General features: G+C 69.9%; 15 protein-coding genes. 10 read left to right on the top strand and 5 right to left on the bottom strand.

The window, feature by feature from the left end:
- The first annotated feature begins 242 nt into the window (after window positions 1-242).
- The 3 genes from BMZ47_RS02620 to BMZ47_RS02610 are packed head-to-tail and all read left to right on the top strand — an operon-like array spanning window position 243 to window position 2,778.
- Complete coding sequence (locus BMZ47_RS02620) at window positions 243-1,058, top strand: UDP-2,3-diacylglucosamine diphosphatase (protein WP_007559582.1); 816 nt, start codon at window positions 243-245, stop codon at window positions 1,056-1,058.
- Between the two features lie 11 nt (window positions 1,059-1,069).
- Window positions 1,070-2,116, top strand: coding sequence for a glycosyltransferase family 4 protein (locus BMZ47_RS02615; protein WP_091858293.1), 1,047 nt, complete (start codon window positions 1,070-1,072; stop codon window positions 2,114-2,116).
- Between the two features lie 38 nt (window positions 2,117-2,154).
- The gene (locus BMZ47_RS02610; protein ID WP_091858291.1) at window positions 2,155-2,778 is read left to right on the top strand and encodes a ribonuclease HII; all 624 of its coding nucleotides are present in this window, start codon (window positions 2,155-2,157) and stop codon (window positions 2,776-2,778) included.
- A gap of 143 nt (window positions 2,779-2,921) precedes the next feature.
- Here the strand turns inward: BMZ47_RS02610 and BMZ47_RS02605 are convergent, their stop codons facing one another.
- The 3 genes from BMZ47_RS02605 to BMZ47_RS02595 form a co-directional block, all read right to left on the bottom strand.
- Complete coding sequence (locus BMZ47_RS02605; protein WP_091858288.1) at window positions 2,922-5,279, bottom strand: membrane-bound PQQ-dependent dehydrogenase, glucose/quinate/shikimate family; 2,358 nt, start codon at window positions 5,277-5,279, stop codon at window positions 2,922-2,924.
- A 283-nt stretch (window positions 5,280-5,562) separates the two neighbouring features.
- Window positions 5,563-7,695 carry a methyl-accepting chemotaxis protein gene (locus tag BMZ47_RS02600; RefSeq protein WP_091858943.1) on the bottom strand — a complete coding sequence of 711 codons (2,133 nt, stop codon included), beginning with the start codon at window positions 7,693-7,695 and terminating at the stop codon, window positions 5,563-5,565.
- A gap of 351 nt (window positions 7,696-8,046) precedes the next feature.
- Window positions 8,047-9,162, bottom strand: a complete 1,116-nt coding sequence (locus tag BMZ47_RS02595; RefSeq protein WP_091858285.1) for a PA0069 family radical SAM protein — start codon at window positions 9,160-9,162, stop codon at window positions 8,047-8,049.
- A gap of 152 nt (window positions 9,163-9,314) precedes the next feature.
- On the opposite strand from BMZ47_RS02595, the gene BMZ47_RS02590 reads away from it, so the two are divergent.
- Window positions 9,315-9,845 carry a hypothetical protein gene (locus tag BMZ47_RS02590; protein ID WP_091858282.1) on the top strand — a complete coding sequence of 177 codons (531 nt, stop codon included), beginning with the start codon at window positions 9,315-9,317 and terminating at the stop codon, window positions 9,843-9,845.
- Window positions 9,846-9,983: 138 nt separating this feature from the next.
- Window positions 9,984-11,438, top strand: a complete 1,455-nt coding sequence (locus BMZ47_RS02585; RefSeq protein ID WP_091858279.1) for an amino acid permease — start codon at window positions 9,984-9,986, stop codon at window positions 11,436-11,438.
- Here the strand turns inward: BMZ47_RS02585 and moaB are convergent.
- Window positions 11,428-11,985 (bottom strand): molybdenum cofactor biosynthesis protein B, encoded by a 558-nt coding sequence (gene moaB, locus BMZ47_RS02580; RefSeq protein ID WP_091858276.1) that lies wholly within the window; start codon window positions 11,983-11,985, stop codon window positions 11,428-11,430. The two genes, BMZ47_RS02585 and moaB, sit on opposite strands and share 11 nt — an antisense overlap.
- An 868-nt stretch (window positions 11,986-12,853) precedes the next feature.
- On the opposite strand from moaB, the gene BMZ47_RS02575 reads away from it, so the two are divergent.
- From BMZ47_RS02575 to BMZ47_RS02555, 5 genes are all read left to right on the top strand, one after another.
- Complete coding sequence (locus tag BMZ47_RS02575; RefSeq protein ID WP_091858274.1) at window positions 12,854-13,765, top strand: aspartate/glutamate racemase family protein; 912 nt, start codon at window positions 12,854-12,856, stop codon at window positions 13,763-13,765.
- 159 nt (window positions 13,766-13,924) lie between these two features.
- On the top strand, window positions 13,925-14,572 hold the full coding sequence (maiA, locus tag BMZ47_RS02570) for a maleylacetoacetate isomerase (protein WP_091858271.1): 648 nt from the start codon (window positions 13,925-13,927) through the stop codon (window positions 14,570-14,572).
- A 164-nt stretch (window positions 14,573-14,736) separates the two neighbouring features.
- A complete protein-coding gene (locus BMZ47_RS02565; RefSeq protein ID WP_050734419.1) occupies window positions 14,737-16,068 on the top strand; it encodes an NAD(P)/FAD-dependent oxidoreductase in 1,332 nt (443 codons plus the stop codon).
- A gap of 154 nt (window positions 16,069-16,222) precedes the next feature.
- Window positions 16,223-16,534, top strand: coding sequence for an EthD family reductase (locus BMZ47_RS02560; protein ID WP_007559606.1), 312 nt, complete (start codon window positions 16,223-16,225; stop codon window positions 16,532-16,534).
- Window positions 16,531-16,836, top strand: a complete 306-nt coding sequence (locus BMZ47_RS02555; protein ID WP_091858268.1) for a hypothetical protein — start codon at window positions 16,531-16,533, stop codon at window positions 16,834-16,836. The genes BMZ47_RS02560 and BMZ47_RS02555 overlap by 4 nt, the downstream gene beginning before the upstream one ends.
- Before the next feature lie 7 nt (window positions 16,837-16,843).
- On the opposite strand, the gene BMZ47_RS02550 is transcribed toward BMZ47_RS02555, so the two are convergent.
- Entirely contained in the window at window positions 16,844-20,170 is a 3,327-nt protein-coding gene (locus tag BMZ47_RS02550) for a GAF domain-containing hybrid sensor histidine kinase/response regulator (RefSeq protein WP_091858265.1), read from the bottom strand.
- Window positions 20,171-20,197: the final 27 nt, after the last annotated feature.

Here is a 20,197-nt window from a genome sequence, read left to right as displayed (position 1 = left end):
CCCGGCTCACGCCGAGCCACCGGTTATCTGGTATTATGAGGCGGCGAAGCTCGGAAGCAAAACCGGAAAAACTTCGGGATCGCGGTAAAAAAATTTTTTGTGCGCCGCAACGCCAGCTATTCGGGCTTGAGAACTTCCGCTGCAGCGCACCACAACACCCACAGCGATCCACCCCCGCGTCATCAAACTGAGACGTGATCGCGCTCTGGATCCCGGCACCGTTCGACCGCCGGGAGGGTGACGTGGCCGAGGATGAGGAGATGCCGGTCCGGGTCCGCACGCTGTTCCTGTCGGACCTGCATCTCGGAACGCGCGGCTGCCAGGCCGGGCTGCTCCTGTCGTTCCTGCGCGATTACGACGCCGACACGGTCTACCTGGTCGGCGACATCGTGGACGGCTGGCAGCTGCGCTCCGGCTGGTACTGGCCGCAGGAACACAACGACGTCGTCCAGAAGCTCCTGCGCAAGGTGCGCAAGGGCGCCCGGATCGTCTACCTGCCGGGCAACCACGACGAGTTCCTGCGCGACTACGTCGGCACGAATTTCGGCGGCATCGAGATCGCCGAGACCGCGATCCACGAGGCGGCCGACGGGCAGCGCTACCTGGTGATCCACGGCGACCAGTTCGACATGGTGGTGCGGCACTCGCCCTGGCTGGCCCATCTCGGCGACGGCGCCTACACGCTCGCCCTGACGCTCAACACCGTGATCAACCGGATCCGGCGACGTGTCGGCCTGTCCTACTGGTCGCTCTCGGCCTGGGCGAAGCTTCGGGTGAAGAACGCCGTCAGCTTCATCGGCCGGTTCGAGACGATCCTGGCCGAGGAGGCGCGTCGCCAGGGCGCGAACGGCGTGATCTGCGGGCATATCCACCACGCCGCCGACCGGGCGATCGGCGATTTGCGCTACCTCAATACCGGTGACTGGGTGGAATCCTGCACCGGGCTGATCGAGCATTACGACGGCCGCATCGAGGTGCTGCACTATCCGAGCATCCTGCGGGCGCGCGAGGCCGAGGCTGCGCCGCGAGCGGTGACGGGCCGGCGCGCGGTGGCGTGAGGGATCGCTCGGTGAAGCTCCTCATCGCCAGCGACGCCTGGCATCCGCAGGTCAACGGCGTGGTCCGCTCGCTGGAGCAGATGGTCCGCCGGGCGCCCGAGCACGGCTTCGGGACGGCCCTGCTCTCGGTGGCCGATTTCCGTTCGCTGCCCCTGCCGGGCTACACGGAGATCCGCCTGGCCCTGGCCGGACGGGACCGGGTGGCGGCGCGCTGGGCCAAGGAGCGGCCGAGCCATGTCCATATCGCCACCGAGGGGCCGATCGGCTTCGCGGCCCGGCGCCACTGCCTGGCCCACGGGCTGCCCTTCACCACGAGCTATCACACGCGGTTTCCGGAATACCTCGCGGCCCGGCTGCCGGTGCCGGAGGCGTGGTCCTACGCTTATCTGCGCCGCTTCCACGGCGCGGCCCGGGGCACGATGGTCAGCACCCCGACCCTCCAGGCGGAGCTGGAGGCCAGGGGTTTCACCCACCTGATGCGCTGGACCCGCGGGGTCGACACCGAGCGGTTCCGCCCGGCCGCCCCCGGCGAGCCGCCGCCGGCGGAACTGGCCCAACTGCCGCGGCCGCTGTTCCTCTATGTCGGCCGGCTCGCCGTCGAGAAGAATCTTTCCGCCTTCCTCAGCCTGGACCTGCCCGGCACCAAGGTCGTGGTCGGCGATGGGCCGGACCGGGCGCGGCTGCAGGCCCTGGCTCCGGAGGCGCGCTTCCTCGGCACGCGGACCGGCGCGGCGCTGGCATCGGTCTACGCCGCCTGCGACGCCTTCGTGTTCCCGAGCCTGACCGACACGTTCGGCATCGTGCTTCTGGAGGCCATGGCCTGCGGCCTGCCGATCGCCGCCTTCCCGGTGCCGGGACCCAACGACGTGCTGAGCGGGACCCGGGTCGGCATCCTCGACCACGACCTGCGCGCGGCCGCGCTCGCGGCGCTTCGCCTGTCCCGGGCCGAGTGCCGGCAGGAGGCCCTGCGCCGCGGCTGGGACGTCAGCGCGGATCAATTCTTCGGCAACATCATCGAGGCGCATGGCGGCGAGCGGGGCACCCGGAACGCCGCCTGAGCCGTGACGACGGCCGCGCGGGATGGCAGGACGGCCGCATGCCGCCCGTGAAGCGAACCAGATCCCCCCTCACCCCGCCCTTCGACCCGGCCCGCGCCAAGGATTACCCGCCGGTGATCGGCTGCGACGAGGTCGGGCGCGGCGCCCTGTGCGGACCGGTGGTCGTGGCCGCGGTCTGGTTCGACCCGAATGCGATCCCCCCGGCCCTGCTGGGCGCCCTGGACGACAGCAAGCGCGTGCCCGAGCCGGTCCGCGCCCAGCTGGCGCCGCTGATCCGTGCCCATGCCCGGGTCACCGTGGCGGCGGGCTCCCGGGCGCTGATCGACCGGATCAACATCCGCGCCGCGACCCTCGACGCCATGGCGCGGGCGGTGGCACGCCTCGGCATCGCGGCCCCGGTCCTGGTCGACGGACGGGACGCCCTGCCCGGCCTGCCGGGCCGCGCGGTGGTCGGCGGCGATGCCCTGGTGCCGCAGATCGCCGCCGCCTCGATCGTCGCCAAGGTCTTCCGCGACGACCTCATGCGCCGGCTGGCCGAGCGCCATCCGGGCTACGGCTGGGAGCGCAATGTCGGCTACGGCACGGCCCTGCACCGGGCCGGCCTGACGGCCCTGGGCCGGAGCCCGCACCACCGTCTCAGCTTCACCCGCGGGTTCGGCTAGGTTTCAAAAGGTCGAGACCTTTTGCGGGTGCAGGGCAGAGCCCTGCTGTCGGGCTTCGACCGATGCATCCAGGGGCTCCGCCCCTGAACCCCGCCAAAGGGCTGGCCCTTTGGGAACCCCGATTTTGCCGTCTTCGAACCGGATCACTTCGACCCGGAATCGGCGGGCAGCGCGTAGGCGACCACGTAGTCGCCGCGGTCGGGGGACTGGCGGGCGCCGCCGGCCGTGATCACGACGTATTGGCGGCCGGTCTTCGGGGACCGGTAGGTCATCGGCGCCCCCTGGCTGCCCACCGGCAGGCGGCCCTTCCAGACCTCGCGGCCGGTCGCGGCATCGAACGCCCGCAGGTAGTAATCCTGGGTGCCGGCGAAGAAGATCAGGCCCGAGCCGGTCACCAGGGACCCGCCGAGCGAGGGCATGCCGATCGGGATCGGCAGGTGCATCTTGATCCCCAGCGGCCCGGTATCCTCGACCGTGCCGAGCGGGACCTGCCAGGCGATGCGGCGCGCCCTCAGGTCGATGGCGGTCAGCGTGCCGAAGGGCGGCTTCTGGCACGGCACGTTCAGCGCCGACACGAAGCGGTTGCGCAGGGAGACGTAGGGCGTGCCGCGCATCGACGACAGGCCCATCTCGGTGCCGGCGGCCTTGCCGGTCTCGACCTGTTCCCTCGGGATCAGCCGGTTCCACAGGCCGAGCCGCATGTCGTTCACGATCAGGTAGTCCCGGGTCATGTCGATCGCGGTGCTGCCCCAGTTCATGCCGCCGAGCGAGCCCGGCATCTGGAGCGCGGTGTCGAAGCCCGGCGGGGTGAAGGTCCCCTCGTGGCGCATGGTCTTGAACTGGATCCGGCACAGGAGCTGGTCGAACGGCGTCGCCCCCCACATGTCGGCTTCCGTCAGGGTCTCGGTGCCGATCGACGGCATGTCCGAATAGGGCTGCGTCGGCGCGTAATGCTCGCCCGGCACATTGCCCTGCGGCACCGGCCGCTCGGTGATCGGCGCGATCGGTGCCCCCGTGGCGCGGTTCAGCAGGAAGATCTGGCCGTGCTTGGTGGCGGCGATCAGCCCCGGCACGGTGCCGCCGTTGCCGTCGGTGAGGTCGTAGAGCGCCGGCTGGGCCGGCACGTCGAAGTCCCACAGGTCCTTGTGCACGAGCTGGACGTGCCAGCGCGGCCGCCCGGTCGCCGCGTCCAGCGCGAAGATCGACGAGTTGGTGGCGTTGTCCTGCGCGGTGCGGTGGCCGCCGAAGAAGTCGGGCGTCGCGTTGCCGGTGGGCGCGTAGATCAGGCCCAGGGCCGAATCATACGCCATGCTGGTCCAGACGTTGGGCGTGCCGCGCGTATAGGTCCCGCCCGGCGGCGGCAGGCGGGTGGTCGCCGGGTTGCCCGGGTCCCAGGCCCAGCGCAGCTCGCCGCTGGCGACGTCGTAGGCCCGGACCACGCCGCCGGGCTCCCCGGTCTCGATATTGTCGGCGACCCGGCCGCCCACCACCACGAGATCGCCGGCGATCAGCGGCGCCGCGGTCTGCGTGTAGTAGCCGGATTTGACCTCGCCCATGTCGGTCTTGAGATCGACCGTGCCGCCCGCGCCGAAATCGGTGCAGGGCTGGCCGGTGGCGGCGTCGAGGGCGATCAGGCGCGCGTCGATCGTGGCGAGCAGCAGGCGGCGGGGGCAGACCTTTCCACCCTCCGCGGCGCCCGCATCGTGATAGCCGAGTCCGCGGCATCGCTGCCATTGCGGGGCGCTCGCCTTCGGATCGTGGCGCCAGCGCTGCGCGCCGGTATCGGCGTCGAGCGCGATGACGATGTCGTTGGGCGTGCAGACATAGACGGTGTCGCCGATCTGGAGCGGCGTGGTCTGGTCCTCGGCGCCGAAGCCGTTGCTCACGGCGATGTCCCCGGTGCGGAAAGTCCAGGCCGGCTGGAGCTGGGCGACGTTGGCGGCGTCGATCTGGGTCAGCCCGGCGAAGCGTGTGCCAGCATTGGTGTTGCCCCAGGCCGCCCAATCGACCTGCGGTCCCGCCTGGGTCGCCGGATGCACCGCCGCAACCTCGGTCGCGGCGATGATCGGCACCGGCTGGAACGCCCGCAGGGTGGTCGCCACCAGGGCGAGTGCCACAGCGGCGGCGACGCCCAGGGAGGCCCGGCGCCACGCGACGCTGCCGGATCGATCGAGCAGCGGTGCGACCAGGGCGACCACGCAGGCGAGCACCGCCAGGGCGAACAGCCGCGAGACCAGCGGCCAGAACGCGAACCCGACCTCCCAGACCGCCCAGGCCCCGGTGAGGACGAACGCCGCCCCGTAGAGCAGCGCGCCTTCGCGCCGACGCTGGGCGACAAGGATGCCGGAGACAAGCATCGCGGCGCCCATGACCACGAAATACCAGCTGCCGCCGAGCCACGCCAAGTATGCCCCGCCGGCAAACAGGGCCAAACCCATCAAAGCGACGACCGATCCAAGCAGGATCGACACCAAATCGGCCAATGCCCTGGTTCGGCTCATCGAACAACCTCAACCGTGCGAGATGAGCGTCTGTTTATCTCGGATCGTGCAGCCGTCAACGATGTTGTTCTACGCTTCTACCATGCAACATTTTGCAAGATGGCGATTATTTGTTTCTCGACACGAACAAATCTGTGCCTTGAGCCGCGCGCCATTGCATGACGGATCGCGAAACAATCACCGGACCGCTTCGGCGCGGCGAACAGGCCGGCCGAATCTGGTCTCGTAACCTGTGCGTCGTCTCGGAAGGGTAGCCTCGACGCAGCGCGACGACCGCCCGGATTCAGGCGGCCCGGACATTGGCGAGGAAGCGATCCACCTCGGCCGCGAGTTGCTCGGACTGGCGCGACAGCCCCGTGGCCGAGGCGAGGACCTGCTCGGCCGCCGCGCCGGTCTGCCCGGCGGCCTGGGCCACGCCGGCGATGTTGCCGGTGACCTCCTGCGTACCCGCTGTCGCCTGGGTGACGTTGCGGACGATCTCCCGCGTCGCCGCGCCCTGTTGCTCCACCGCGGCTGCGATCGTGGTCGCAACGGCGTTGATCTCCCGGATCCGGCCGGTGATCGCACCGATCGCTCCCACGGCCTCGCCGGTGACGCCCTGGATCCGGCCGATCTGGCTGGCGATCTCTTCGGTCGCTTTGGCGGTCTGGCCGGCGAGTTCCTTCACCTCCGCGGCCACGACGGCGAAACCCCGTCCGGTCGCGCCGGCCCGCGCGGCCTCGATCGTGGCGTTGAGCGCCAGCAGGTTGGTCTGCGCCGCGATCGAGGCGATCAGCTGCACCACGTCGCCGACCCGGGCGGCGGCGGCGCTCAGCTCGGACACGAGGGCGGCGGTCTGGTCGGACTCGCCGACCGCCCGTTGGGCGAGGGCGGTCGAGTCCTGCACCTGGCGGCCGATCTCCTCGACGGTGCTGCCGAGCTGCTCGGCGGCGCTCGCCACGGTGTTGACGTTGGAGGCGGATTGCTCGGCCGCCGCCGCGACCGTGCCGGACTGGCTGGCGGTCTGCTGGGCGCTCGCGGTCATCTGCCAGGCCGTGGCCTGCAACTCGGTCGCGGCCGACGAGACCTGGGTGACGATGCCGGCGACCGCGGCCTCGAAGGTCTCGGCCATCTGGCGCATGACGGCCCGGCGCTGCCCCTCGGCACTGCGGCGCGCCTCCTCCGCCTCGGCTTCGAGCTGCCGGGTCCGGAGCAGGTTGTCCTTGAACACCTGGACGGCGCCGGCCATGGCGCCGATCTCGTCCCGGCGCTCCCGGGCCGGAACCACGACGGAGGCGTCACCGTCGGCCAGGGCGCGCATCGCTCCGGTCATGCTGCGGATCGGCCGCAGTACCCGCCGGACCACGACCAGCGTGCCAAACCCGGTCAGCAGCAGAGCGGCGATCAGGAACAGGGCGGTCCGCAACAGCGCGGCACGCGCCTCCTCGGTCAGCGCCTGGGCCCGATCGACCAGCGCGTCGAGCGCGGCTGTGGCCAGGTCGGCGATCGTGTTCACCTCGGCGGTGTGCCGGATGCGCAGGTCGTCGATGGACAGGCCGGTCGGCCGGCCCTGCGAGAGCGCCTCCGTGGCGGCCCGGCGGCGCGCCTCGGCCTCGCCCTCGAAATTGTCGGCCTTCGCCTTGCGGAAGGCGGCCCGGACCGTGTCCGACGGCTCATCGGCGGCGACCGCGACGACGCCGGCCCAGGCGGCGGCCAGCCGACCGCGCTCCTCGGCCGCGGCGACGACATCCGCCTGCGACCACGGGGTGCCGGCGGCGACGGCGGCTTCGATCCGCACGACCACGCCGCCGATCAGGGCCCGCGACGCCCAGGCGGCGCGTTTCAGGTCGAGATAATGCGCGAGGCTAGGATCCCCGCGCGGGATGACGGCGTCCACCGCGTCGTTCGTCGCCAGGAAGGCGTCGAGCAGCGCCTGCGACGCCTCGGCGATGGCCGGCAGCGTGCCGGCGGGTCGCTGCGCCGCCGGAACCGCGAGGGCGGCATCGACCTGCGGGCGCAGCTTGAGCGTGGCCTCGTAGGCCCGCTGCAGCGGCTCGACCTTCGCCAGCACCGTGGGCGCATCCACCTCGCGGGCGAGCGTCGCGAGCTGGGCGAGACCGGTCGCGATGGTGGCGCGCTGGGCGGCGATCAGCGCCGCGTCCTTACCGGGAATCGGCTCGGCGGCCTTCAGGGCCTGGAGCGTGCGGCCCCGCTCCATGCGGATGGCCAGGAGATCCTTGAGAAGCGTCCGGCTCGCCTCGGTCAACGCCACCACGCGATGGCTCTGGTCCGCTTGAACCTGGGCGTCACGCAGAGTCGAGACCCCCGAGGCGATCAGCATGACGCTCATCGAGAACAGGGTCGCGCACAGGATCTTGCCGATCGTCAGGGTCGTGAGCTCGAAGCCGGCGAACGTGAAGGGTTGCCCACGAGACATCGGAAGCGGTTCCATCAGGATGAAAATGCGTTGCCGGATGATTTTCGATCCTGTTTTAGAAGAACTCTAAATATCTATCAGCGGCATAATCTCTCTGGATCCGAATCACGACGTTTGCAACACGAATGCGTGACAATTTCCATTGGTAAACACTGAACCGCAGGAATTGCTTTGCCCTCGAAATGCACCCGCTATCCTACTTGAGACGGATGCCGGCACGGCCATCATTGCGTGGCCCATCGGCTGAGATCTGATTCTCCCGGCGGAATCCGCGTCGGGAGCGAAGGCCGACTTTCGTGCGGCCGGTGCCGCACCGGCAATCGCTCCCGCGGAACCTGGGCAAGCGTCCCGTCAGAACAGCGCGAGCTGCGCCCCAGGCTTGCGGAACGCCGCCTCGTTCAGGGCCATCTGCCCGAAGGCGAAGCCGAGCCGGCCGCCGGCGAGACGAACCCGCTGGCCGATCATCTCGGCATAGGCCCCCTCCCCGCGGAAGCGGTGGCCGAAGCGGGGATCGTTCTCGCGGCCGCCCCGCGCCTGGCTCAGCAGCGCGAAGGCCCGGGCCCGGCGCTCGGGATAGTGCTCGGCGAACCAATCGGCCACGAGGTCGGCGACCTCGCCCGGCAGGCGCAGCAGGGCATGGCCGATACGGCTCGCGCCGTTCTCCCGGGCGCAAGCCAGGATCGCCTCGATCTCGTGGTCGGTCAGCCCCGGGATGATCGGCGAGACGTTGACCATCACGGGCACGCCGGCCTCGCTCAGGCGCCGCATCGCGGAGAGCCGCTTCTCCGGTCGCGGCGCCCGCGGGTCGAGCCGCCGGGCGAGGTGCGGATCCAGCGTCGGCAGCGAGACGGCCACCAGCACGAGGTTCTCGGCCGCCATCTCGGCCAGGATGTCGAGGTCGCGCAGCACGAGGTCGGACTTTGTGGTGATGCCGACGGGATGGCGGGCCTCCCGCAGCACTTCCAGCACGGCGCGGGTGATGCGGTGCTCCCGCTCCACCGGCTGGTAGGGATCGGTGGCGGTGCCGAGCGCGATCGTCGCCGGCCGGTAGCCCGGCGCGGCGATCTCCCGTGCCAGGACCCGGGCGGCGTCGGGCTTGGCGATGATCCGCGATTCGAAGTCGAGCCCCGGCGACAGACCGAGCCAGGCATGGGTCGGCCGCGCGTAGCAGTAGATGCAGCCGTGCTCGCAGCCGCGATACGGGTTGACCGACCGGTCGAAGGGGATGTCCGGCGAGGTGTTGCGGGCGATGATCCGCGCCGTGCGCTCAGGGGTGACCTGGGTGCGCAGGGGCGCGGGGGCATCCGCCTCCCAATCGCCGTCCTGGAAGATCTCGCGCGCGGCGGCGTCGTAGCGGCTCGTGGGGTTGGCGGTGGCGCCGCGCCCGCGCCGAGCCTCCGGAGGCCGCGCGCTCGGGCCGAGGCGCAGGGACGCCTCGGGGGTGGATCCGCTCGGACTCTCTGCCATGTCGCGCCACCTCGTTCCCCGATCGGAACATAGCGCGAACAGGGACGCGGCCAACGCCTTAATTTCAGGCAAAGGCGCCCGCGCGGCAGCTTCGATGCCCGGCATCACCGCCGAGACGCGGCGCAGCGGTTTACCGCCGCGCAAAATCGTCTATGGGCGCGCTCATGCTCTCCGCCGTGACCTATCTGGCCGACCCGGCCGATCCGGACGCGATCGACCGCCTGGCCGACACGCTCAGCGTGCTCGTATCGGGCGTCGCCGGCGGCCTGATCGGCGACGCGGTGATCGTGACCGGCCGGGAGAGCGAGGCGGCCGCCGCCATCGCGGACGCCACCGGGGCGACCCTGGTGCTGCATCGTGGCGCGAGCCCCTATGGGGCCGGCGCCGCGGTGGCCCGGCGGGACTGGGTGCTGTGCCTGGAGGCCGGCGACGTCCCGGCGGAGGGCTGGATCCGCACCCTCGACCGCTTCGTCGGCACAGCCCGTCCGGAGACCGGGCTCGGCCGCCTGCACCGCCCGGCCGCGGGCTGGATCGCCGGTCTGGTCGGCCGCATCGAAGCCGTTCTCGGCGCACGGCGGGCCCGGCCCGGCGACGTGGTGCGGCGGGACGCGCTGCGGGCCGGCGCGGTGTTCGCGCCGCGCCTCAAGGTCAGGCCGCTGATCGCCCGGATCGACCGGCCCTGATCGACAGAATGTCGCAGCTCGACTTGCCGTTATCCGCGCACCCGCGGTGAAATTCCCTGGTGCGATGGCAGAAAACTTGCTGAACTGGCGCTTATAGGCGAGCGCCGCACCCGTTGCGCCGCAGGGAAGGATGCGCCGATGGACTCCTCAGGCCTGATGGGGCGGAAGTCCGTCGACGACATCCTGGAGAGCGGCGAGGGCGAACAGCAGCTCTCGAAGACGCTCGGGGCGCTCTCGATCACCGCGATGGGGATCGGGGCGATCATCGGCGCCGGCATCTTCGTGCTCACCGGCACCGCGGCGGCGCAGTATGCCGGGCCCGGGATCATGCTGTCCTTCGTGCTCGGCGGCATCGCCTGCGCGTTCGTCGGCCTCTGCTATTCCGAGATGGCGGCGCTGATCCCGGTGGCCGGATCGAGCTACACCTATACCTACGCGACGCTGGGCGAGTTCTTCGCCTGGCTGATCGGCTGGGACCTGATCCTCGAATACGCCATGGGCGCCGCCACGGTGGCGGTGGGCTGGTCGGGCTACGTCACGAGCCTGCTGAAGGATGTCGGCATCGTGATCCCGGCCCGGTTCGCGCACGCGCCGGGGACGGCGATCGACGGCGGCGGTACCGCCCTGTTCAACCTGCCGGCCGTGGTGATCGTGGCGCTGATCACGATCCTGCTGATGCGCGGCACCAAGGAATCGGCGCGGTTCAACAACATCATGGTGGCGGTCAAGCTCACCGTGGTGGTCGCGTTCATCGCGCTGGGCTGGGGCCATGTCGACACGGCGCATTGGAGCCCGCTGATCCCGCCGAACGAGGGCACCTTCGGGCAGTACGGCTATAGCGGCATCCTGCGCGGCGCCGGCGTGGTGTTCTTCGCCTTCATCGGCTTCGACGCGGTCTCCACCGCCGCCCAGGAGGCGCGCAAACCGCAGAAGGACATGCCGATCGGCATCCTCGGCTCGCTCGCCGTGTGCACCATCCTGTACGTGCTCGTGGCCGCCGTCCTGACCGGGCTGGTGCCGTACAAGGAGTTGAACGTTCCCGACCCGATCGCTAAGGGGGTCGATGCCATCGGCATCGGCTGGTTCGCGTTGCTGATCAAGCTGGGCGCGCTCACCGGCCTGACCACGGTGATCCTGGTCCTGCTCTACGGCCAGAGCCGGATCTTCTTCACCATGGCCAATGACGGGCTGCTGCCGAAGCTGTTCGCCCATGTCCACCCGACCTACCAGACGCCCTATCGCAGCCAGGCGCTGATCGGCGCCGCGGTCGCTCTCGTGGCGGCGCTGGTGCCGATCCACATCCTCGGCGAGATGGTCAGCATCGGCACCCTGGCCGCCTTCATCCTGGTCTGCGGCTCGGTGATCTACCTGCGCCGGACCGACCGGCACATGAAGCGGCCGTTCCGGGCCCCGGCCGTACCGGTGGTGCCCATCCTCGGCATTCTGTTCTGCCTGCTGCTGATGGTCGGACTGCCCCTCGACACCTGGCTGCGCCTGGTGATCTGGATGGCGATCGGGCTGGTCATCTACTTCTTCTACGGACACAGGCACTCGGTGCTGCGCCGCAAGGAGGGCAACGCCGTCACGCCGTGATGCTGGCGCCGCGCCGCAGGTGCTCGTCGAGCCGCGGCATGATCTCGACGAAGTTGCAGGGGCGGTGTCGGTAATCGAGTTGCTGTGCGAGGATGCCGTCCCAGGCGTCCCGGCACGCCCCCGGCGAGCCCGGCAGCACGAACACGTACGTCGCCTGCGCGACCCCGGCCGTGGCCCGGGATTGCAGGGTCGAGGTGCCGATCTTGTCGTACGAGATCCGGTGGAACACCGCCGAGAAGCCGTCCATCCGCTTCTCGAACAGCGGCTCCAGCGCCTCGGGAGTCACGTCGCGGCCGGTGAATCCGGTGCCGCCCGTGGTGATCACCACGTCGACCGCCGGATCGCGCAGCCATGCCTCGACCTGCGCGCGGATTGCCGGGATCTCGTCCGGCACGATGGCCCGGTCCGCGAGCCGATGACCTGCGTCGGTGAGGCGCTGGCTCAGGGTATCGCCCGAGCGGTCATCCGCCATGCGACGGGTGTCCGAGACGGTGAGCACCGCGATTCCCAGCGGGATGAAGCGGCGTGTATCGGGCTGATCGGCCATCGTGGGTTCTCCGGACTCGAGCCGGGATATGGGCCCCCGCCCCGCGCTTGTCGCCCCCTCGACTGCGGGCTGCCGCATCGGCAATGGGGATCTGGGCGCCTCTCCCGGGGCCGATCCCGCGAGGCCTCCGTCGGGTGCGCCGAACCGTTGCGTGCCCGTTCGCCCGCTGTCGTCTGCGCCGGCATCGCGCCTATGAACCCGGGTCAGCCGGTCAGCGCTCCGGAACAACGCGAGAGTGTCACCCAAAGATATTTTTCGAAAGAAACTATTTGCCTGCTTTCCATTTGGAAAGCTCGATCACAAAATCGTGGCGCTTGTGAAAAAGTTGAACCATAGTTCCACCAATATAACGTCACTCATCTCAGGGCGCATCATCAGAAACTGAATCCGTCGGACACGCTCCGTTCAAGGAGGGTGTTATGCCGCGATATCAAGTCGTTGCACCAAATGACCAAGACTAGATACAGAAAAACATAAAGTTTTTGATTTTTTCTGCGATTCCGATAATTCTCCGGAGGCCGCGGCGTCCGGACGAGTCACCGCCCGGTGGAGACTGACAGAGGTCAGTCTTCCGCGTGCCGACGACGAATCGAGATCGTATTCCGGCCCCGAACCAACGACACCCCTCATGGAGTTTCGCGCGCGAATCGTGTTCTGACCTTCGCCTCGCCGCTCGAACATATCGAGCCTGGAACGATGCCGTTCCAGACACGGGTCTTTGCTCTATTCGCGCCTGATACGCGCTCAGGAATTCGCAGGTTTCGTCACCGGACCGACACGGAACGGCCGATGCTCGCACAGGTTCCCGGGCCCGAATGTTTCATCTCGGCCGAACGAACATCCACGACGCCAAGCAGGAGGGCGCGAGATGACCACGACATCAAGACGATTGGGGGTCCTCGGCGGCCTGAGCCGGCGTTCGACGATCGAATGCCACCAGATGATCAACCGTCACGTCTTGAGTCTAACCAATAACCGTGCCGCTGCGGACCTCGTGACCTGGAGCCTCGACCCGGACACGATCATTCATCTGCTCTCGAAAGATGGCTGGCCGTTGATCGTCGACCAGATCAAGGAGGCCGCCGCGAACCTGCTTCTTGAAGGCGCCGATGCCCTGATGATCGCCAGCGACACGCTTCAATGCGCGCTTGCGGAGGAACCGATCCATTTCGGCGTGCCCGTGATCCCGGTTCATGACGCGCTGGCCGATGAGATCCAGCGCCTGTCCTTGAGAAAAGTCGGCCTCGTCGGTACCTCGGCGACCATGAGCGGGCCGTATTGCCGGGATCTCAGACAGGGATCCTGCAATCTGGATGTGGTGCTTCCGAGCCAGAACCTTTGGGTCAATATCGACTATTCAGTCTGCAATCGCATCTACAACGGCGAGAGCACAGTGCTCGAAGTCGATACCTACCACCAGATTATGTCCCAGTTCGAGGCGCAGGGCGTTGACGGGATCATTGTCGCCTCGCCGGAAATCGCCCTGGCCTTCAACAAGCCCGACCCGGTTCCCGTTCTGCACACGGCCCAGATCCATGCCGCCGCCGCCGCGCGATGGTGTGTCGCCGGCCGCGACATCCTGCGGCCCGATATGCCGCGCCACGACGAGGCCGGGCACGCGTCGGCGGCATCCACCGACGCGGCTTCCAAGGACACGTCGAAGATTTCGTTCGAAGCGCTGCAGCCGCGCGATCTTCGCCGGAAACGCAAGCGGAAGGCCGGACGGTTGTCGGCCGCAGCCGCATCGGTCTCCGCCGGACAGCAGACGCGCAACTCGTAGCGCCGGGTGACGCCCCCCGGGACATGACGTCCACCCGTGCGGTTCCCGGCCCGTGGACCGAGGCGAAAATCTGCAGACGCCTCGACTTGCCGCGGGCGCCGAACTGCGGTGTCTTCGTGCCTATCGGTGCCGAAGACACCGCAGTCCGGAACTCCTCCCATGCACATGTACGGCAATTGGCGCTCGGCCGCGGCCTTCCGGGTCCGGATCGCTCTGAAACTGAAGGGCATCGCCTACGAGGAGACCTTCATCGACCTCGATGCCGGCGACCAGCACAAGCCGGAATTCCGCCAGATCAACCCACAGGGCGCGGTGCCGGCGCTGTACGACGGCGACGGTCCGCCGCTGACCCAATCCCTGGCGATCCTTGACTATCTGGAGGAGACGCAGGGCGGCGTGCGCCTGCTGCCCGAGGAGCCGCGAGCCCGCGCCCGGGCACGCTCGCTCGCGCAGGTCGTCGCCTGCGACACGCATCCCCTCTACGTGCCGCGGGTGCGCACCTTCCTGATGGAGGAATACGGGCTGCCCCGGGACCGGATGCTGGCCTTCCTCCGCAACGCCTTCGAGACCGGCCTGAAGACCCTCGAGACCCGGCTCGCCACCGAGCCGGGGACCGGCCGCTTCTGCCAGGGCGACGCGGTGAGCCACGCCGACCTCTGCCTCGTCAGCCTCTGGGTCGGGACCGGCATCTTCGGGGTCGAAACGGCGGCCTACCCGACGGTCGCCCGGATCGCCGAGGCCTGCCTCGCCCTGCCGGAGGTCGCCGAGGCGCATCCCCTGCGCCAGCCCGGCGCCCCCGCGGCCTGAGGCGCGGGCCCGGATCCCGCGCCTGCGCGGATCGGGCCTGCCCGATCGGACGTGCTCTTGCTCGATCGGGCGTGCTCTTGGCAGGCAGATGTGGCAATCGGGCGTCCGAGGCGTTTAATCCGGCCGGGGCGTCAATCCAGGCCCGTGGGGGAGAAAGGGTGTCGATGGTACCCGTCGAGAACGAGTCCGGCCTGCATCGCGTCGTCGTGGTCGGCGGTGGTGCCGCGGGGCTCCAGTTGGTGACGAAGCTCGGCGACAAGCTCGGGCGCGGCAAGCGCGCGCATATCACCCTGGTCGACCGCGCCCGGACGCATATCTGGAAGCCGCTGCTGCACGAGGTGGCGGCGGGCAGCCTCGATATCGGCCATCACGCCGTCGATTACCTGCACCACGCCCACATGCACGGGTTCCGCTACCGCATCGGCAGCATGACCGGCCTCGACCGCGAGGCCCGCACGATCCGGCTCGCCGCGAGCCACGACCCCGAGGGGCGCGAGGTCACGCCGGAGCGCTCGGTCCCCTACGACACCCTCGTGATGGCGGTGGGCTCGACCACCAACGATTTCGGGACGCCCGGCGTCGCCGAGCACGCCATCGCGCTCGACACCCAGGACCAGGCGGTGCGGTTCCACCAGCGCCTGGTCAACGCGTCCCTGCGGGCCCACACGCAGGATGGGCCGGTCCGTCCCGGCCAGCTCCACGTCACGGTGATCGGCGCCGGCGCCACCGGCACGGAACTCGCCGCCGAGCTGCACCGGACCTTCCGCCACGTGGTCGCCACCGGGCTGGACCGGATCGACCCGAGCAAGGACATCCGCATCACCCTCGTCGAGGCGGCCGACCGGATCCTGCCGGCGGTGCCGCAGCGCCTCTCGGTGGAGGTGATGCAGCTCCTGAACAAGATCGGGGTCGACGTTCGCGTGAAGGCGCGGGTGACCGAGGTGCGCGCCGACGGCGTGCAGCTCGCCGACGGCACCTTCATCCCGTCGGAGCTGGTGGTCTGGGCGGCCGGCGTGAAGGCGCCGCCCTTCCTGCAGGGCATCGGCGGCCTGGAGACCACGCGGACCAACCAGCTGGTGGTCGCCCCAACCCTGCAGACCACCCGCGATCCCGATATCTTCGCGATGGGCGACTGCGCCTATCTGGTCGAGGCCGGCTCGGACCGGCCCGTGCCGCCCCGGGCCCAGGCCGCCCACCAGCAGGCCAGCCACCTGATCGGCCAGATCCAGGCTAAGATCGACGGCAAGCCCTTGAAGCCGTTCAAGTACAAGGATTTCGGCTCGCTCGTGTCGCTCGGCGAGTACTCGACGGTGGGCAGCCTGATGGGCTTCGTCCGGGGCAAGAACATGCTCATCGCCGGGTTGTTCGCCCGGATGATGTACCGCTCGCTCTACAAGATGCACGAGCGCGCGCTCCACGGCACCGTCAAGACGGCGCTCGACGCCATGGCCCGGGCGCTCACCCGCCGCACCGAATCGCGGGTGAAGCTGCACTGAAGCACCGTCCCGGATCCGATATCCGGGACGATGGTCTGAGCGTTGGAGCGGGCATCATCGCTTTCCGAGAGCCGGCGATTGCCTTTCGGGATGGCGCCCTATGGTTTTACCGGCACCCCGGCGATACGGGGGCCGCAACAGGGAGGATGACCGCATGATCCTGGTCAGCGTGATGTATCCGGCCGGCCCGAATTTCGACATGGGCTACTATCTCGGCCACCACATGCCGCTGGTGCGCGAGCGCTGGTCGGCCCTGGGCCTCCACGACGCAAAGGTGGTCAAGGGTGCCGGAACCCCGGACGGCGGCGCAGCCCCGTTCCAGGTGATGGCGCTGCTGACCTTCGAATCGGCCGACGCCTTCAAGAAGGCCGTTGCCGCCCATGGCGAGGAGATCTTCGCCGATATCCCGAATTTCACCACGGCCCAGGCCCAGGTGCAGCTCAACGACTTCGCGGAGAGCCCGTGATCGACATCGTCAAGGCGGTGCAGCAGGCCGATCCGAGCCTCGGCACCTACGTGGTCGTGCTGCGCGCCGACGCCCGGGCCCTCGACGGTCCGGAGCGGCTGACCCCCGACGCGCAGGCCTGGATCGATGCGAACGCCCCCGGCGGCCGCCTCGCCCGGGTGCGGATCCTGCTCGCCCCCTATCCGGGAGCGATGCCGGCCGAGCGGGACGTGACCGTCGCGGCCTTCGCGGATGCCCGCCAGCTCGCCGCCTTCGCGACGACCTGGACCGGTGATCCGCTGCCGGAAGCGGAGGAGCCGTAGGGCCGGCTCAGGCCGCCCGCAGCTGGCGGATGGCCCGGAGGGCCGTGGCCCGCTGCACCTCCAGGCGCCGGATCAGCGGCATGAGGTCGGCGCCCGCATGGGCGGCGGCCTCGACCTCGCGGCACAGGCTCGACAGGCCGACGAAGCCCAGCAGCCCGGCCGCCGCCACCATGGCGTGGGCGTCGTGAGCGATCTGAAGGCGGTCGGTCTCGCTCGGCCGGAACCGCTCGGACAGCTCGTTGGCCAGGAGATCCAGCAGCGCGCCGACCTGGTCCGTACCGAAGCTCATCTCCATGTCGCTGAGCACACCGGCGTCGAGCACCGCGGGATCGACCGGCACCCGGCGCCGTGTCGCCTCCTGGCGTGCCGGTCGGCGGGCCCCGGGAGCGGTCCAGCGGCTGATCGTGGCGAACAGGTCGGCCCGACGGAACGGCTTGCCGACATGGTCATCCATCCCGGCCCCGCGCAGCTCCGCGACCTGTGCCGGCAGGACGTTGGCGGTCATCGCCACGATCGGGACGTCGCAGGCCGGCGGCGCCAGGGCGCGGATGCGTCGCGTGGCGGTGAGCCCGTCGACACCGGGCATCTGCACGTCCATCAGCACGAGGTCGTAGGGCCGCCCCTCGGCCACCGACAGGGCCACGGCCGTGATCGCGGCGCCGCCGTCGCCGGCCACCTCCACGCTGTAGCCCTGGGATTCGAGCACGGCGCAGGCGAGTTCCTGGTTGAGCGGCACGTCCTCGACGAGGAGCAGACGCAGCGGTGCCCGGGCCGGAAGCGCCCGGGACGTCTTGGCCGGCGGCGCGGATGCGGCCGCCGTCCCGGCGAGACGGAGCGTAACCGCCGCCTCGGCGCTTCGCGGCAGGATCAGGCGGAACCAGAAGGTCGAGCCCTCGCCTTCCCGGCTCTCCATGCCGATCTCGCCGCCCATGAGCGTCACGAGGTGCCGGGAAATGGCGAGACCGAGACCGGTGCCGCCGAAGCGCCGGCTGATCGAGCCGTCGACCTGGCTGAAGCGCTTGAACAGGCGCTCCTGCTGGGCCGGCGCGATGCCGATGCCGGTATCGGTCACGGTGAAGCGGACGACGTCGCCCGGGCCGCCATCGGGCGCGAGGCCCTCGCCCTCCCGCCGCACCGTGAGGGTGACCGAGCCTTCGGGGGTGAACTTCACGGCGTTGTTGAGCAGGTTGAGCAGGACCTGCCGCAGGCGGCCCGGATCGCCGACGACGACGCCCGGGAGCGCCGGGTCGATCTGTGCCTCGATGCGCAACCCGCTCCGGAGCGCGCTGCCACGCACGATCGACACCGTGTCGTCCACGATCTGGACCAGCGGGAAGCTGACCGGGTCGAGGGTCAGCTCGCCGGCCTCGATCTTGGAGAAGTCGAGGATGTCGTTGACCACGGTGAGGAGCGCCGCCCCCGAGCTGTGGATCAGCTCCAGGCGCCGCCGGTCCTCGTCCTGGATCGCGCTCTCATCGAGCAGCAGGTCGGCGTAGCCCAGGATGCCGTTGAGCGGCGTGCGGATCTCGTGGCTCATCGCGGCCAGGAACTCGCTCTTGGCCGCGCTCGCCCGCTCCGCTTCGGCCCGGGCGGCTTCGGCGTCGCGGGTGGCCTCCCGCAGGGCGGCCTCCGCGGCCTTGCGCTCGGTGATGTCGAGATGGAGGCCGACCATGCGCTGCGGCTGGCCCTCGGGGCCGAACTGCGTGCGCCCGCGCGCGTAGATCCAGCGCTCGCCCACCCGGAACTCGGCGACGAAGGGGCACGAGGTTTCCACCGCCCGCCGGATCTCGTTCCAGACGTCGCCGGCATCCTCGGGATGCAGGAGCGCCGTCCAGGCCGCCGCCGACATGGTGTGCGACCGGCCGGTATCGGGCAGCCCGTGCATCCGCGCGCTCTCGAGGCTCAGGGTGGCGAACCCCGTGCGCATGTCCCAGTCCCAGGTGCCGGCATCGGCCGCGTCCAGGGCGATGCCCAGGAGCCCGCGCGCCTCCTCGACGGCGAGCCGGGCCGTGACGATGTCGTCGACGTCGAGGGCGGTGCCGAGCCACTCCACCACGGCGCCGTCTTCGGGGTCGAGATAGATCGGGATCAGCGAGATCTTGTGCCACCGATAGGCACCGTCATGCCGCCGGATCCGCCACTGGCCGCTATAGCCGATCCCGGTCTCGATCGCCTCCTGCCAGGCCGCCTCCATGGCGGCGGCATCCTCCGGGTGGTTGCGGGCGAGGCGCTCAGCCCGGTCCGGCCCGATCGGCCCGTAATAGGCGTGGAACTGCGCGTTGGCGTAGGTCGCCTGCCCGTCGCCGACCCGCATGGTCCAGATCAGGAGCGGCAGGGTCTCGGCGAGGCCGCGATAGCGCAGCTCGCTGCGGCGGACCTCGTCCTCGGCGCGGCGCCGCTCGGTCACGTCGATGAGCACCCCGATGAGGCCGGTCACCGCGCCCTCGCCGCGGCACAGGCCGCGCACGACCACGTCGCGAACCTCGCCGTCGGGCCGCAGCAGCCGCGTCTCGAAATCGAAGCTGGCGCCGCGGGCCACCGCATCCGCGACGATCCCCTCGAGCCGCTCCCGGTCATCCGGGTGATAGATCTGCGTGAAGGCGGCCTGCGGGGGCGCCGGTCCGCCGGGATCGCGGCCGGCGATCGCGTAGAGGCTCTCCGACCAGACCGGTTGCCCATCGGCGAAGTCCACGCGCCAGTTGCCGACGCTGGCGAGCTGCTCGGCCATGGTGAGCTGGTGGTTGGCCGCCGCCTGGGCCTCCGCCCGGGCGTTGATCTCGCGATGCTGCTCCCGGATCAGGGCCTCGCGGACCGCCGCCTGCGCGATCTCGTGGCTGCGCTTCGCGTTGGCCTCGGTCAGGCGCAGATGGGCGATCACGATCTCGGCGAGGTCGCGAAACGCTTCTGCGTCGGATTCCGAGAGCCCGTCCCGGGGCTCCGGGTCGATCAGGCAGAAGGTGCCGATCCGGATCCCCGGCGTCAGGCTCAGGGGAATGCCGGCGTAGAACCGGAACCCATCGGGCGCGGCGACCCCGGGCAGGTCCCGGAAGCGGGCATCGAGCCGGGTGTCGGGCACGACCAGCATGGTATCGCTGCGGATCGTGTGGTCGCACAGGCCGAGTTCCCGGGGGCTCGATGTCGGGACGTCGATGCAGGGAGTCTTCAGCCAGAGCTGGGTGTCGTCGATGAAGCCCACGAAGGCGCTGCGCACACCGAACAGGCGGCGGGCGGTGCGGCACACGGCGTCGAAATGCGGCTCGGGGGACGTGCCGACGATGCCGAGGGCATCCAGGGTCGCAAGCCGCGCCGCCTCATCGTCCGGATGTACTCTCACTGCCGTCTCCGGGAACGGATCCGCCGT

Source organism: Methylobacterium brachiatum (assembly GCF_900113845.1).
Taxonomy (GTDB): Bacteria; Pseudomonadota; Alphaproteobacteria; order Rhizobiales; family Beijerinckiaceae; genus Methylobacterium; species Methylobacterium brachiatum.
Note: the sequence above shows the minus strand (reverse complement) of the source record. Positions and strands in the feature narration are given on the sequence as shown.

Coding starts and splice junctions, on each gene's coding strand:
- BMZ47_RS02585 (WP_091858279.1), top strand. CDS start 9,984: ATGGACTCCTCAGGCCTGATGGGGCGGAAGTCCGTCGACGACATCCTG.
- BMZ47_RS02600 (WP_091858943.1), bottom strand. CDS start 7,695: ATGTCTCGTGGGCAACCCTTCACGTTCGCCGGCTTCGAGCTCACGACC.
- BMZ47_RS02605 (WP_091858288.1), bottom strand. CDS start 5,279: ATGAGCCGAACCAGGGCATTGGCCGATTTGGTGTCGATCCTGCTTGGA.
- BMZ47_RS02575 (WP_091858274.1), top strand. CDS start 12,854: ATGACCACGACATCAAGACGATTGGGGGTCCTCGGCGGCCTGAGCCGG.
- moaB (WP_091858276.1), bottom strand. CDS start 11,985: ATGGCCGATCAGCCCGATACACGCCGCTTCATCCCGCTGGGAATCGCG.
- BMZ47_RS02560 (WP_007559606.1), top strand. CDS start 16,223: ATGATCCTGGTCAGCGTGATGTATCCGGCCGGCCCGAATTTCGACATG.
- BMZ47_RS02610 (WP_091858291.1), top strand. CDS start 2,155: ATGCCGCCCGTGAAGCGAACCAGATCCCCCCTCACCCCGCCCTTCGAC.
- BMZ47_RS02565 (WP_050734419.1), top strand. CDS start 14,737: ATGGTACCCGTCGAGAACGAGTCCGGCCTGCATCGCGTCGTCGTGGTC.
- maiA (WP_091858271.1), top strand. CDS start 13,925: ATGCACATGTACGGCAATTGGCGCTCGGCCGCGGCCTTCCGGGTCCGG.
- BMZ47_RS02590 (WP_091858282.1), top strand. CDS start 9,315: ATGGGCGCGCTCATGCTCTCCGCCGTGACCTATCTGGCCGACCCGGCC.
- BMZ47_RS02595 (WP_091858285.1), bottom strand. CDS start 9,162: ATGGCAGAGAGTCCGAGCGGATCCACCCCCGAGGCGTCCCTGCGCCTC.